The organism is Amycolatopsis sp. A1MSW2902, assembly GCF_017312175.1.
GTDB classification, from domain to species: domain Bacteria; phylum Actinomycetota; class Actinomycetes; order Mycobacteriales; family Pseudonocardiaceae; genus Amycolatopsis; species Amycolatopsis nivea.
Genome location: NZ_QJPO01000001.1, coordinates 3606176 through 3620301 on the forward strand (window position 1 = coordinate 3606176; position 14126 = coordinate 3620301).

At 69.6% G+C, this 14126-nt stretch carries 10 protein-coding genes; 8 read left to right on the plus strand and 2 right to left on the minus strand.

Annotated features, from left to right (window positions below; translation table 11 throughout):
- Positions 1-95: 95 nt before the first annotated feature.
- The 3 genes from DMP23_RS16565 to DMP23_RS16575 are packed head-to-tail and all read left to right on the plus strand — an operon-like array spanning position 96 to position 4231.
- Entirely contained in the window at positions 96-1580 is a 1485-nt protein-coding gene (locus DMP23_RS16565; RefSeq protein WP_337821595.1) for an aldehyde dehydrogenase family protein, read from the plus strand.
- 30 nt (positions 1581-1610) lie between these two features.
- On the plus strand, positions 1611-2483 hold the full coding sequence (locus DMP23_RS16570; RefSeq protein ID WP_337821596.1) for an SDR family NAD(P)-dependent oxidoreductase: 873 nt from the start codon (positions 1611-1613) through the stop codon (positions 2481-2483).
- Positions 2483-4231 (plus strand): class I adenylate-forming enzyme family protein, encoded by a 1749-nt coding sequence (locus DMP23_RS16575; protein WP_337821597.1) that lies wholly within the window; start codon positions 2483-2485, stop codon positions 4229-4231. The genes DMP23_RS16570 and DMP23_RS16575 overlap by 1 nt, the downstream gene beginning before the upstream one ends.
- A 63-nt stretch (positions 4232-4294) precedes the next feature.
- Here DMP23_RS16575 and DMP23_RS16580 read toward each other — a convergent pair whose 3' ends face one another.
- Positions 4295-4930, minus strand: a complete 636-nt coding sequence (locus DMP23_RS16580) for a TetR/AcrR family transcriptional regulator (RefSeq protein ID WP_238606087.1) — start codon at positions 4928-4930, stop codon at positions 4295-4297.
- Between the two features lie 259 nt (positions 4931-5189).
- Between DMP23_RS16580 and DMP23_RS16585 the strand changes: the two genes are divergently transcribed.
- The 4 genes from DMP23_RS16585 to DMP23_RS16600 all read left to right on the plus strand — a co-directional run bounded on the left by DMP23_RS16585 (position 5190) and on the right by DMP23_RS16600 (position 10673).
- On the plus strand, positions 5190-5414 hold the full coding sequence (locus tag DMP23_RS16585) for a hypothetical protein (protein ID WP_238606088.1): 225 nt from the start codon (positions 5190-5192) through the stop codon (positions 5412-5414).
- Between the two features lie 10 nt (positions 5415-5424).
- The gene (locus DMP23_RS16590) at positions 5425-7482 is read left to right on the plus strand and encodes a hydantoinase/oxoprolinase family protein (protein ID WP_337821598.1); all 2058 of its coding nucleotides are present in this window, start codon (positions 5425-5427) and stop codon (positions 7480-7482) included.
- A 2-nt stretch (positions 7483-7484) separates the two neighbouring features.
- A complete protein-coding gene (locus DMP23_RS16595; RefSeq protein WP_337821599.1) occupies positions 7485-9401 on the plus strand; it encodes a hydantoinase B/oxoprolinase family protein in 1917 nt (638 codons plus the stop codon).
- Positions 9402-9533: 132 nt separating this feature from the next.
- Entirely contained in the window at positions 9534-10673 is a 1140-nt protein-coding gene (locus DMP23_RS16600) for a CaiB/BaiF CoA transferase family protein (RefSeq protein WP_337821600.1), read from the plus strand.
- 148 nt (positions 10674-10821) lie between these two features.
- Here the strand turns inward: DMP23_RS16600 and DMP23_RS16605 are convergent, their stop codons facing one another.
- A complete protein-coding gene (locus DMP23_RS16605; RefSeq protein ID WP_337821601.1) occupies positions 10822-11973 on the minus strand; it encodes a CaiB/BaiF CoA transferase family protein in 1152 nt (383 codons plus the stop codon).
- Between the two features lie 94 nt (positions 11974-12067).
- On the opposite strand from DMP23_RS16605, the gene DMP23_RS16610 reads away from it, so the two are divergent.
- Positions 12068-14104: an acetate--CoA ligase family protein gene (locus DMP23_RS16610; protein WP_337821602.1), complete on the plus strand. Its 2037-nt coding sequence runs from the start codon at positions 12068-12070 to the stop codon at positions 14102-14104.
- Positions 14105-14126 lie beyond the last annotated feature (22 nt).

Below are 14126 nucleotides of genomic sequence, written 5' to 3' on the forward strand. Positions count from 1 at the left end.
CAAGTGGTCCGCCCACTGCCATTAAAATCTGACAGAGATTAGGTTATAGTCGAAGCCAACCCGAGCGCCCACCGCAATAGACTCTGGAGAGCGCCGTGACAAAATCTGAGACAGAATCAAAATCCCGGAAGCTCGCCGTCGCCGGCGACCTGTGGGTTCCCCGGCCGGACGAGCTGCTGGTCGGCGGCGAATGGCAGCGGACCGCCGCGTCGATCGCGCTGGTGTCCCCGGCCACCGAGGAAGCGGTGGCCGAACTGGCGGCACCAACGACGGAGGACGCGGACGCGGCCGTCGCGGCGGCGACAGACGCCTTCGCCGGCCCGTGGCCGCGGTGGACGGTCGCGCAGCGGTCGGAGGTCGTCGGCAAGTTCTGCACGCTGCTGGAAGCCCGGCTCGAGGAGATCGGCGAGCTGTGGGCGGTCGAAGCGGGCATTCCCGTGCGATGGGGCCGCACGCTGCACCGGTTCGCCGCGAAGACGGCGTGGCAGACCGCGCTCGCTTCGGTGGAGGAGGCATTGGCGCCGGAGGTGCGAGCGACGCCGGTCGGAGAGGTGCGGATCGAACGCGAGCCGGTGGGGCCGGTGCTCGCGATCATGCCGTACAACGGCCCGTTGCCGACGATCGGGTCGAAGGTGGTGCCCGCGTTGCTCGCGGGCGCTCCGGTGATCGTGAAGGCCGCACCGGAATCCGCGCTGACCATGCGAGCGGTGTCCGAATGCGCGGTCGCCGCCGGGTTCCCGCCGGGAGTGCTCAGCGTGCTGCCTGCCGGGCTCGAGGTGTCGCGGCACCTGGTCGCCGCGCCCGGAATCGAGATGATCTCGTTCACCGGCGGTCCGCGAGCGGCGGCGGACATCCTGCGGGAGTCGGCGGACCGGTTGCCGCGCACAGTGTTCGAGCTGGGCGGGAAATCGCCCGCGGTGCTGCTGGACGACGTCGACCTGGACACCTCCCTGCGTGCGCTCGTGGCAGGCGCGATGAGCGGGTCGGGCCAGGTGTGCGCGACGTTGTCGCGGATCCTGGTGCCGCGGGAACGTCACGACGAAATCACCGCCGCGCTCGCGGCGGCCTACCGGAAGCTGCGCATCGGCGATCCCCGCTCGAAAGAGACCGAGCACGGGCCGCTGGCGAACCGGGCGGCCTACGAGCGCACCCGGCGGTTCGTCGACGAGGCGGTGGAGCGCGGGGCGACGGTCGAGACCGGCGGGCAGCGTCCGGAAGGATTCGCGGCGGGCTGGTTCTATGAGCCGACCCTGTTGACCGGGGCCGCCGAGGACGATCCGGTGGCGCAGCAGGAAGTCTTCGGCCCGGTCACGGTGGTGCTGCCGTACTCCGATGTGGACGATGCGGTGCGGATCGCGAACGGCACCGAGTACGGCCTGGCGGCGAGCGTCTTCACCGCCGACCGGGAGCGCGGACTGGCGGTGGCGCGGCGGATCCGCGCCGGTTCGGTCGCGCTCAACACGTTCGGACCCACCATGGCCGCGCCGTTCGGCGGGGTGAAGCGCTCCGGCTGGGGCAGGGAATGCGGGCCGGAAGGCATCCGCGAATTCAGCGAGACCAAGCAACTGCTGGTCGGCTGACAGCTCTTCGACGAGGAGGAAAGGGACGACATGGTCGACAAAGCAGCGTTGGTGACCGGCGGAGCGAGCGGAATGGGCCGCGCGTCGGTCGCCCGATTCCTGGAGCGCGGGTTCGGCGTCGTGATCGCGGATCTGAACCAGGAAGCGGCGGAGAAGACACTGGCGGAGTTCCGGGAACAGGGTATGGGCGACCGGGTCGCCTTCGTGCGCACCGACGTCAGCGACGAGGCGGCTTTCGAAGCCGCCGTGAAGTCCACAGTGGATACTTTCGGGCGGCTGGACGTGCTCGTGAACGCGGCCGGCGTCGGCGGCGCGTTCGGACCGCTGACCGAGATCGAGGTCGACGACTGGGACTACACCTTCGATGTCGTGCTGCGCAGCGTGTTCCTCGGCATCAAGCACGCGGCACGGGTGATGCAGAAGCAGGGCGACGGCGGCGCGATCGTGAACTTCGGTTCGATCGGCGCGGCGGCCGCGGGCATCGGCGTGCAGCCCTACTCGGTGGCCAAGGCAGGCGTGGAGCACCTCACCCGCATGGCTTCGCTGGAGTTCGCCAAGGACCGCATCCGCGTCAACGCGGTGTCGCCGGGGATCATCACGACCCCGCTGATCGGCATCGGCGACGAGGAATTGGCCCCGGTGATCGGCGGGATCCAGCCGCTGCCGTACCCGGGACGGCCCGAGTACGTCGCGGCGGTGGTGTCGTTCCTGGCCAGCGACGAGGCGGCGTTCATCACCGGCGAGGTGGTGAAGGTCGACGGCGGGATGATCGCGGCCGGACCGCAACTGGGCGACCTGGTGAACAACAACCCCGCCGCACGCGGACTCGTCGGCGTGAACCGCGGCAGCACGGGGGAGAAGTCGCAGGTGCGGCGTAAGGTCGGGGCGACGGGTGGTGCGTGATGGCAGACCGGCCTTCGATCGCCGAGCGCAGAGCGGCGCTCGAACGTGAATTCGCGCCGTGGCGGCCCCGGACGCTCGACGAGCAGTTCGAACACGCCGCGGATCGCTTCGCCGCACGTCCGTATGTGATCGCCGGCGACCGGATCTTCAGCTACGCAGACGTCCGCGAGCGCGCGCACCGGTACGCCGACGGCCTGGTTTCGCTGGGCGTGCGGCCCGGCGACCACGTCGGCGTCATCATGGCGAACTATCCCGAGTACGCGCCGGTGAAGATCGCGATCGCGCGGGCAGCTGCGGTGGCCGTGCCGCTGAATTACCTGTACCGCACACAGGAACTCGGGTACGTGCTCGCCCAGTCCAGCTGCCGGGTGCTGATCACCATGACCTCGTTCCGGGACATGGACTACCTGGCGATGCTCGACGAACTCGCTCCCGGCTGGGAACGCGGGCACACCTCGCTCGGCGAACTCGAGCGGGTCATCACGTTCGCCCCGGACGGCAAGGCCGAAGGCCGTGAGGGCGTCGTCGACCTGCCGGAACTGGAGCAGATCGGCCGGGAGAGCGCGGGTGCGGCGCCGGGCGGCCTGCGCAACCCCGACGATCCCTCGGACATTCTCTACACGTCGGGCACGACCGGGCAGCCGAAAGGCGTGCTGCTGACCCACGACGCACTCCAGCGGACGTCCTACGGCTCCGCCTACTGCCGTGCGCTGGACGACGGCAACCGGGTGGTCTTCGCGCTGCCTTGCTACCACTTGTTCGCCTACGAACACGCGGTGCAAGCGTCATTGTTCGTCGGCGGAGCGATGCTCCCGCAGCCGAAATTCGAGCCGGTGCACTACTTCCGCGCGATCGAACAGCATCAGGTGGTCGACGTGCTGGGCGTGCCGACGATGAGCATCGCGCTCGTCGAACATCCCGAGCGGGAGCGGTACGACCTGTCTTCGCTCCGCAGCATGCTGTCCGGGTCCGCGGTCGCGCCGCCGTGGCTGTGGGACCGCATCCGGCACGACCTGGGCATCACCGAACTGGTGACCGCGTACGGAATGACCGAGATCGGCGCGACGGCGATGACCTTGCCGGAGGATCCGATCGAGGTGACCACGTCCACCGTCGGACGGCCGAAACCCAGTGGCGCGGCGGGGATTCCGGAACTGGGCGGGGCGCTCGCGGAGTACCGCGTGCTCGACCCGGTGACCGGCGAAACCCTGCCCGAGGGCGAAGAAGGCGAGTTCGTTTCGCGCGGGCCGTCGACGATGCTCGGCTACTGGAACCGGCCCGAGGACACCGCCGAGGTGCTGAAGGACGGCTGGATGCATTCCGGCGACATCGGCCGGGTCCTGCCGGACGGTTCGCTGATCGTGACCGGCCGCTCGAAGGAGCTGTACAAGAGCGGCGGGGAACTGGTGATGCCGAGGGAAGTCGAGGACTTCCTGACCGGGCTGCCGGGCGTCAGCCAGGCCTACGTCGTCGGCGTGCCCAACGACCAGTGGGGCGAGATCGGCTGCGCCTTCGTGGTCGCCGAACCCGGGCAGGCGCTCGACCCCGCCGAGCTGAACACCGCCTGCCGGGCCGGGCTGGCCCGGTTCAAAGTGCCGCGGCACATCTTCGTGGTGGACGCGGCGAAAGTGCCGCAGACGACGACCGGGAAGGTGCAGAAGTTCAAGCTGGTGCCGATCGCGCAGGAGCTGCTCGGCCCGGACGCGGCGGCGGACGTCCGGACGCTGCGCACGGCGAAGGGCGGCTAGGTAGGGCGCTCGTGAGCGGGGCTGTGCCGATGAGAACCGGCACAGCCCCGCTCACGAGGCGGATCAGGCGGGCGGCCGCACTCCGGAGAAGATCAGCGCGCGCATGATGTCCGCGAGTTCGCGGGCGGAGCGCTGTTTGCGCACGGTCAGCCGCGGCGCGAGTTCGAGCGTGTTGATGATGTGCTGCTGCAGCAGGTGCGGGTCGATGTCGTCGCGGACGTCGCCGGACTCGACCGCTGCTTCGACGAGTTCCTTCCACAGCCGCCCGAACGACCGGCGGACCGGGTGCAGCCGTTCCTGCATGTCGGGCGGGATCTGGCGGAAGCTGTGCACGTGAGCGGGGGACAGCTCGCCGAGGTCGAGGATCGCTTCGAGAAAGCCGGTGACGGCGGCGTCGAGCCGGTCCCCGGCCCCCGCGTCCTCGGGCAGCTGGTCGAGCGTGGCGCGGACGTGCGCCTGGGTGAACTGCACGCCGTAGCGCAGCACCTCTTCGACGAGCTGTTCCTTGGAGTCGAAGTAGTAGTACAGGCTGCCTGCCTGCAGTTCGGCTTCCTCGGCGATGTCCGAGAGCCGAGTGCCGGCGTAGCCGCGGTTCATCAGCACCCGCGCCGCGGCCTCCACCACCCGCCTGCGGGTCGCCGCGGACTTCGCCAGCGAACGCGGCGCCCGCGTCCGCCCGGTAGCGCCCAGCTCGGTCATGTCGGCTTGCTCCTGCCCATGTCGTCCACCGTAGCGGTCGCGGTCGCCAGCGGTTGCGAACGCGTGTGACCAGTATTATATTTTCTGAGTCCGGTTAGAAACCGGTAGTTCCCAGGATCTCACGACTCGCGCACCACCGCAGGTGCAGTGGTGTTTTCCAAGTCGATCCTGGCGAAGATATTCGACACACAGTGAGAGCTGGCGAGCGTGCTCCGTCCCCGCCGCAGCGTCGCGACACAGGGTCAAGAGGAGAGAACTGATGACGATCGCGCATCCCCGTCCGAGCGAACCGACGCTCGCGGTGCACCGCGAGCCGGTCGCGGGCGAGTGCCCGCAGTGCGGGGCGTCCGCCCTGCACGCCTATCCGGTGCTGTCCGAGGGCGGCTGGTTCGACGTCGTGAAGTGCGCCGAATGCCTCGCCAGCGCGCGACGCGACCGCGGCCCGAAGCTCGGGCCGATCGAACTGCTGTCGGACCGGATCTGAGGAGGCGGCGATGAGCGGACGCAAGGGCATGATCGGCGTCGACGTCGGCGGGACGTTCACCGACATCGTCTCGATCGAGGACGGTCGGATCGAGACCGTCAAGGTGGCCACCAACGTCGCCGAGAGCTACCAGGGCGTGCTCGAAGGCGCGGCCGAGGTGGCGATCGGGTCGGCGGCGGTGTTCAACCACGCGAGCACGCACGGGCTCAACGCCATCATCACCCGGCGGATCCCGAAGATCGCGTTCCTGACCACCGAGGGCCACCGGGACATCCTCGACATGGCTCGGGCGCAGCGGCCGCCGGAAGCCAACACCGACCCGCGGTGGCGGCGCAGTTTCGGCGACGTGACCGCGCCGGTCGTGCCGCGGTATCTGCGCCGCGGCATCCTCGAACGGCTCGGCGCGGACGGTTCGGTGGTCATCCCCCTCGACGAGGACCAGGCCCGCGCCGAACTGCGGGTGCTCGCGCGCTGCGGGGTCGAGGGCGTCGCGATCTGCCTGCTCAATTCCTATGTGGACGGACGGCACGAGCAGCGGCTGCGCGAACTGGTGCGCGAGGAGATCGGAGAGGTGGCCTGTTCGATCTCCAGCGAAGTTTCGCCGCTGGCGCGCGAATACCCGCGGGCTTCCACGACGGTCGTCGACGTGCTGATGAAGAACATCTACGGCCCGTATGCGCGCAAGCTGGAGTCCGGGCTCGCCGACCTGGGTTTCGGCGGCGACCTGAACTTCGCAGACTGCGCGGCGATGCTCGCTCCGGTCGAGGTCGCGATGGAACGCCCGTCGCGCATCGTGTTCTCCGGTCCGGCGGCGGGCACGGTCGCGTGCGCGCACCTCGGCGCGATGATCGACGAGCCGAACCTGCTGTGCACCGACATCGGCGGCACGTCCAGCGACATCAGCGTGGTGACCGCGGGCAATCCGTTCGTCAACACGACCTTCGAGCTGGAACACGATTTGCTGGTGAACACGCTCTCCAACGAGATCATCAGCGTCGGCGCGGGCGGCGGCAGCATCATCAGCATCAACCCGGCGGGCGAGCTGAAAGTCGGGCCGGAGAGCGCCGGCGCGGACCCGGGCCCGGCCTGCTACGGCCGTGGCGGCACGGAGCCGACCACCACCGACACCTTCCTGATGATCGGGATCCTCGACGCGGAGCGGTTCGCGGCGGGCCGGGCGAAACTGGACCCGGCGCTGGCCAAGGCCGCCTTCGAACGGCTGGACACGCAGGCGAGCCTCGCCGAGCGCGTGCGCTTCGCCTACAAGATGGCGCTCAACAACGTGGCCGAGGGCATCTACGACGTCGTCGTGAAGAACGGCGTCGACCCGCGCGACTACTCGATGGTCGCGTTCGGCGCCGCCGGGCCGATGATGCTGCCCGCGCTGCTGGACGTCATGCACCTCAAGAGCGTGATCGTGCCGCCGCACCCGGGGCTGTTCTCCGCGCTCGGGCTGGTCAGCGCCGACCAGGTGCACGCCGACAGCCGGACCGCCTACACCGTTCTCACGCCGGACGCGGCCGACGAGATCGACTCCGTGTACTCCGAAATGGAGACCGCGATGCGGAAGTCGCTCGGCGACGACGCGGACCGGGTGAAGTTCGTGCGGTCGTTCGACGGCCAGCTGATGGGCCAGGTGTGGGAAACCCCGTTCGTCGAGGTTCCTTCCGGGCGCATCACCGCGGAAGCGATCGAGCAGATGATCGCGACCTTCCACGACCGCTACGAACTGCGCTCCGGCAACCGGTTCGAGGGGATGCCGGTGCAGGGCGTCACCTACCGGCTGACCGCGGTCGTGCCGACCGCGAAGGTCGAGTACCTGCCGCCGCCGCGCCGGGCCGGGGGCGACGTGCTCCGCCCGGTCGGCTCGATCACCTTGCGCTATCTGGAAGAACAGGACGTCGAGGCCGCCGAGTACGAGCGCGCGGACCTGGCGCTGGACGACGTGATCACCGGCCCGGCGGTCATCCGCGAACCGCTGTCGACCACCTTCGTCGCCCCGGGGCAGACCGCGCGGGTCGGCTCGGTCGGCGAGATCGTCATCACCCGCGCGGCGAAGGAGAACTGACCATGACTTCCCCGGAAATCCTGCTGCGGGACTTGACCGACGAGCAGTTCCTTGCCCGCTACGACTGCGACCGGTTCACCGCGACCGTGTTGTCGAACCGGCTGCGCTACTCGGTGCAGCACGTCGTGACCGGCCTGCTGCACCGGGCGTTTTCACCGATTATCGCGCTGTGCTACGACTTCGCCGCCTGCATCTGCGCGCCGCCGGAGCAGAACTACGCGATGAGCGCGGTCACCAACGGGCTTTCGGTGTTCCTCGGCACGATGTCCGACGCGGTGCGCGTCGCGGTCGAAGAGTACGGAGCGGACCGCTTGGTGCCCGGCGATCTGCTGGTGTGCAACGACGTCTACCGGATCGGCAATCACTACAACGACGTCTGCTTCATCCGCCCGGTGTTCCACGACGGCCGGATCGCCGGGTTCATGGCGTTGCGCGCGCACCAGCTGGACATCGGCGGCATGGTGCCGGGCGGGTTCTCCGCGTCGAAGCACAACATCTACGAGGACGGCCTGGTGATCAGCCCTCGGCTGCTGTACCACGCCGGCGAACCGGTGCGCGAGACGTTCTCGCTGATCTTCGACAACGTCCGCGGCGCCGAACTGATGCTGCCGGACTTCAAGACGATCCACGGCTGCTGCTCGCTCGGCGAAGAGCTGATCCAGGAGACCATCGACCGCTACGGCCTGGACGCCTACCTCGGCAGCCTTCGCTACAGCTGCGACGCGTCGGCGGAAAGCATGCGCCGCGCGCTCGCCGAACTGCCTGACGGGGATTACGAGGGGAGCGGCTCGCTCGACGCCGACGGAGTCGACGACAGCGAGGAGTACACCGTCCAGTTAAGCCTGCGCAAGCGCGGGACGCGGCTGGAGGTCGACTTCAGCGGTTCGTCGCGGCAGGCGCGCACGTGCATCAACGCCGGCCCGCTGGACGCCAAGACCGCGATCGGCGTCGGGCTGAAGATGCTGCTCGCCCCGGCCAGCGAGTTCACCTCCGGGACCTTCCGGGACTTCGACGTCGTCATCCCGCCCGGCTCGATCGCCAGCGCGCTCCCGCCGGACGGCGCGGTGTTCTGCTACTACGAAGTCCAGGCGCTGATCGTGACCATCCTGCTGCGGATGTTCGGCCCGGTGCTGGGCGAGGACGCGCTCGGCGGCGACTTCGGCGCGGCGTACGTGCACAACGCCAACGGCGTCGGGCCGGACGGCACACCCTGGTTCTGCTCCGCGATGGCGGGCGGCGAGCACGGTCCGCGAGGCGGTTCCAAGGAGGGCGACGGCGACGGCTGTTCGTGCAGCTACATCTTCAACCTGATGTCGCCCTCCACCGAATCGCTGGAGGCAGACTTCCCGCTCCGGATCATGCGCCGCGAGTTCGTGACGGACACCGCCGGGCCGGGAACCCACCGCGGCGGCGCGGCGATCGCGAAGGACATCTTGTACACGCAGGCGGCCGACCACCAGACGGTTCCGCTGCGGTTCCGGAAGCCCAGCGGCGTCGGGGTGCACGGCGGCCGGGACGGGGCGCTGGGCGGTGTGTGGATCTTCGGCAAGGACGGTGCCCAGCCGGATACGTTGGTCGGTCTCGGCTCGTCGGTGTACGCGGACGCGACTGCCGTGGCGGGCACGCTCGACCCGAAGACTCAAGCGCCTGATCCGGACGGAACGTACTTCTATTTCGGGAAGACGCCGGTCTGGAGCACCGGAACCGGCGCGACGTGGCGGTATCTCACCAACGGCGGAGGCGGCTGGGGCGACCCGTTCGCGCGCGACCCGGAACAGGTCAAACGCGACGTGCGGGACGGTTATGTCACGGTAGCGGCCGCGGAACGCGATTTCGGCGTCGTGGTCAAGGGCGATCCGCACTGGGATCCGGAAGGCCTGACGGTGGACGCGGCGGCGACCGCGCGGCTGCGGAAGTAAGGCGGTCCGGGAGGGGAACTCAGCGTCCGTAAGAGTTCCCCTCCCGGGCCCCCTGTTGGGAGTGTGTTAAACATAATATATAGTTTGACGCGGCGAGAGCGTAGTCTGCTTGCGGCAGAGAGGAAGCAGAACGTGAACGCTCCGTTGCAGGGCATCACCGTGGTTTCGCTCGAACAGGCGATCTCGGCCCCGCTGTGCACGCGCCATCTGGCTGATCTGGGCGCGCGGGTGATCAAAGTGGAGAATCCCGCGGGCGGCGATTCGACGCGGCACTACGACACCGTCGTGCGGGGGATGGCCGCGCATTTCGTGTGGCTCAACCACGGCAAGGAATCCGCGGCGCTGGATCTGTCCGATACCGGCGATCGCGAGGTGTTCGCGCGATTGCTGGCCAAGGCGGACGTGTTCGTGAGCAACCTGGCCCCAGGTGCGCTGGTCCGGCTGGGCTTCGCGCCGGACGAGTTGCTGGAGCGGCATCCCCGGCTGATCGTCGTGGACATCTCCGGCTACGGCACCGGCGGCCCGCTGGATCACAAGCGCGCGTACGACTTGCTGATCCAGTCCGAAGGCGGGTCGTGTTCGATCACCGGCACGCCGGGCGCGCCCGCGAAACCGGGGATTCCGGTGGCCGACATCGGGACGGCGCTGTACTCGTACTCGGCGGTGCTGGCCGCGCTGTACGACCGGGCGCGGACGGGCCGGGGCGCGGTGATTCCGGTGGCGATGCTGGACGTGGTCGCGGAGATGATGGGTTTCGCGGTGAACACGGTGCTGCACGGCGGCGAGGAGCCGGTGCCGGTGGGGATGGGGTCGCCGATGGTGGCTCCGTACGGCGCGTACCCGACCGCGGACGGGCAGACGGCGGTGCTGGGCACGACGAGCGACCGCGAATGGCGTCGGCTGGCGGAACTGCTGGGCCGTCCCGAACTGGCCGAGGACGAACGCTACGCGCGCAACGCGAATCGGGTGGCTCGGCGGGCCGAGGTGGACGCGATCGTCGGGGCGTGGTGCGCGGAGCGGGATCTTGCGGAGATCCAGGATCGTGCCGATGCTGCCGGGATCGGAAACGCCCGGCTGAACTCGGTGCGGGACCTGGCGGAGCATCCGCAGCTGGCGCAGCGAAAGCGGTGGCAGGAGGTGGGGACTCCGGCGGGCCCGGTGCCCGCGCTGCTGCCGCCGGGGCTGGCACGGGGCTGGGAGGTGCCCGGCGGACGGGTGCCCGCGCTGGGGCAGGACACTGACGCGATCCGGGCCGAAGTCGCCGGCTCCTGAGCGGGCCGAGACGGTGCGACCTGCGCCGTTCCTGGCCGAAGCGGGACGACGCTCGCTGGTGTCGTGATTCTTGCGCAGCATGCCGGTCGCAAAGGGAAGACTCGAAGCTCGTGCGGGGCGGTGACCAGACGGTCACCGCCCCGTTTCGTCACTTCGCGGCCGACTCGCTGACCGCACCGTTCTTCAGCAACGCACCGATTTCGTCCTCGGCAAAGCCCCAATCGGCCAGCGCGGCCGAGGTGTGCTCGCCGGGCAGCGGTGCCGGGCCCTGGATCCGGCCGGGCGTCCGCTCGAAGCGCGGCGCGGGCGCGGCCTGCAGAACGCCGTCGTGCGGCACGAAGACCTCGCGCGCGACGTTGTGCTCGTGCTCCCGGGCCTCGTCCAGCGTCAGCACGGGGGAGAAGCAGGTGTCGAGCGGAGCCATCAGCTTCACCCACTCCTCGCGGGTGCGGGTGCGGAAGATCTCCGCGAACTGGGCGCGGACGGCGGGCCAGCTCTCCTGGTCCAGTTGCGGCGGCAGTTCGGCCAGGTCGAGGCCGAGGGCCTCGACGAGGACCCGGTAGAACCGCGGTTCGTTCGCCGCGATCGCGACCCAGCGTCCGTCCGATGTCTCGTAGGCACCGTAGAACGGTGCGCCGCCGTCGTGCCGGTTGGACTCACGGCGGTCATGCCAGGATCCGGTCTGGCGCAGGCCGTGGACCATCGAACCGAGCAGTGCGGCTCCGTCGAGCATGGCGGAGTCGAACACCTGACCTTGTCCCGAGCGCGCCGCTTCCAGGACGCCGCACACCACGCCGAAGGCCAGCAGCAGCCCGCCACCACCGAAATCGCCGACCAGGTTGAGCGGCGGCATCGGGCGTTCCGCCGGTCCGATCGCGTGCAGCAAGCCGGTGAGCGCGAGATAGTTGATGTCGTGCCCAGGCACCTGCGCGAGAGGTCCGTCCTGGCCCCAGCCGGTCATCCGGCCGTAGACCAGGCGAGGGTTGCGCTCCAGGCATTCCTTCGGGCCGATGCCCAGCCGTTCGGCAACGCCCGGCCGGAAGCCTTCGATGAGAGCGTCGGCTTTTTCGGCAAGGCGCAGGACGACTTCCGCGCCTTCCGGATGCTTCAGGTCGACGCCGACCGACCGGCGGCCGCGGCGGTTGACGAAGTCGATCGGGCGTCCGGCGGGCCCGCCGACCTGGTCGGCCCGGTCGAGCCGGAGCACCTCCGCGCCCATGTCGCTGAGCATCATCGCGCACCACGGGCCGGGCCCGATCGACCCGACCTCCACTACGCGCACCCCGTCGAGCGGTCCCATGTGTCCTCCGTCTGCTCTTTCCTTGGCTAGAAACACAATATAAAATGTTGGCGAGGCGGAGCAAGGGACTCCGCTCTGAGCGCCGGGAGAAGACTTGCTGCTGAACTACGACGATCTCGCCGCTTCTCTCGCCGAGGCGGGAGTCCCAGTCGCCAGGGAGCGCTTGGCGGACGACGCGTCCGCGGCGGCGGCCGCGGCCGGCGAACTGGCGGGTCCGGCCGTGCTCAAGCTGGTGAGTCCCGAACTGGTGCACAAATCGGACGCCGGCGCGGTGCTGCTCGACATCCGGGGCGCGGAAGCCGCGGCCGTCGCGGCGGCGCGGCTGGAGGCGCTGGCGGCGGAACTGTCGCTGAAGCGGTGGCAGATCCTGGTGCAGGAGATGGTCGATTTGTCCGGTCCGGAGGTGTTCGTCGGGCTGAAGCGGGACGCGGTGTTCGGGCCGATCGTCGTGGTCGGTGCGGGCGGACGGATGGTGGAATTGCTCCCGGACCGGGCGATCGCGGCTTGCCCGATCGACGCGCCGGACGCCGCCGAGCTGCTGCGCGAGACGACCGTCGGCCGGATGCTGAGCGGTTACCGCGGCGGCCGGGACGTCGTCGACGAGGTCGCGCAGGTGGTCGCAGCGGCGTCCCGGCTTCCGGACTTGGTGCCGGGGCTGGTGGAAGCGGACTTGAACCCGGTGGTGGTGGCCGAGAACGGTCCGGTCGCGGTGGACGCGCGGATCGTCGTGGGCGACGAGGCCGCGCCGCTGCCGGAGCGTGCTCCGGTGCCGGATCTGGCTCGGTTGCTGGAGCCTGAGTCGGTGGTGGTGCTGGGAGCGAGCGCCAGCGGCACGGTGCTTCCCGGCAACCGGGTGCTCGGCTATCTCAAGGACCACGGCTACGGGGGGCGCGTGGCGGTCGTGCACCCGAAAGCGGCCGAAGTGGACGGTTTTCCCGCGGTGGCGTCGATCGCGGACGTTCCGTTCCCGGTCGAGCTCGCCTGCGTCGCGGTGCCCGCGGCTTCGTGCCTGGACGTGATCGAGGAATGCGGTGCGGCGGGGGTTCCCGCGGCCGTCGTGCTGAGTTCCGGGTTCTCCGAGATCGGCGAACGCGACCTGGAACAGCGGCTCGTGGCCGCAGCGGCGAAGACCGGCATGGTGCTGTGCGGGCCGAACACCGTCGGTGTGATGAGCCCGGGCGAGCACGTCCACGTCTGCTTCAGCCAGGCGCAGGACATGGCGCGGATTCCGGACGGGGGAGTGGCGCTGGTCGCGCAAAGCGGCGCGCTCGGCGGCAGCCTCTCGTCGCAGGCGTGGGAGCGCGGGATCGGCATCAGCCGCTTCGTCAGCGTCGGCAATCAAGGGGCGCTCAGCGTCACCGACTATCTCGAATATCTCTCCACCGACGAGAAGACCTCCACGATCGCCGTGGTGCTGGAAGGCGTCACCGACGGACGCGCGCTGCTTGCCGCGGTGCAGCGGGCGAAGCAGGCGGGCAAAGCGGTGGTGGTGCTGAAGATCGGGCGCAGCGACGTCGGGGCGCGCGCGGTCCAGTCGCACACCGGCAGCCTTGCCGGCGACTACGCGGTTTACCGCGCGCTGCTGGAGCGCAGCGGGGCGGTGCCGGTCGATTCGGTGACCGAATTGCTCGATACGCTGGAACTGCGGGAGAAGGCCTCGCCGGTGCCGCCGGGGGCGCGCGTCGGGGTCGTGTCGACCTCCGGCGGCGCGTGCTCGATGATCGCGGATCTGTGCACCCAGCAGGGTTTCGCGGTGCCGGTGTTCAGCGACAGCCTGCAGTCCGCACTCGACGAGGTGCTGCCCGGCTTCGCCGCCATCGCCAATCCGGTCGACGTGACCGGCCAGGTCACCCGCGATTTCGGCATCTACGGACGCACCCTCGAACTCATCCTGGCCTCGGACGAGGTCGATGTCGTCGCCGTCATGGTGACGACGGTCGCCGACCCCATGGCCGAGGAACTGGCCCGGGAAATCGTGCGGCAGGTCGAGGCCACGGCGAAACCGGTGCTTGTTTCGTGGACGATCGCCAAGGAACTGGCCCCGCGGGGCCTTGGCTTGCTGCGCGAAGCGGGCATCCCGGTCTTCGACGATCCGGCCCGCGCCCTGCGTGCGGCGGAGCTGGCGCGCTGACCCTAGCGAAAAAGGGCCGTCC

Excerpts from the sequence above, each read along its gene's own strand:
- DMP23_RS16595 (WP_337821599.1), top strand. The coding sequence starts at position 7,485 with ATGACTTCCCCGGAAATCCTGCTGCGGGACTTGACCGACGAGCAGTTC.
- DMP23_RS16605 (WP_337821601.1), bottom strand. The coding sequence starts at position 11,973 with ATGGGACCGCTCGACGGGGTGCGCGTAGTGGAGGTCGGGTCGATCGGG.
- DMP23_RS16575 (WP_337821597.1), top strand. The coding sequence starts at position 2,483 with ATGGCAGACCGGCCTTCGATCGCCGAGCGCAGAGCGGCGCTCGAACGT.
- DMP23_RS16590 (WP_337821598.1), top strand. The coding sequence starts at position 5,425 with ATGAGCGGACGCAAGGGCATGATCGGCGTCGACGTCGGCGGGACGTTC.
- DMP23_RS16585 (WP_238606088.1), top strand. The coding sequence starts at position 5,190 with ATGACGATCGCGCATCCCCGTCCGAGCGAACCGACGCTCGCGGTGCAC.
- DMP23_RS16580 (WP_238606087.1), bottom strand. The coding sequence starts at position 4,930 with ATGACCGAGCTGGGCGCTACCGGGCGGACGCGGGCGCCGCGTTCGCTG.
- DMP23_RS16570 (WP_337821596.1), top strand. The coding sequence starts at position 1,611 with ATGGTCGACAAAGCAGCGTTGGTGACCGGCGGAGCGAGCGGAATGGGC.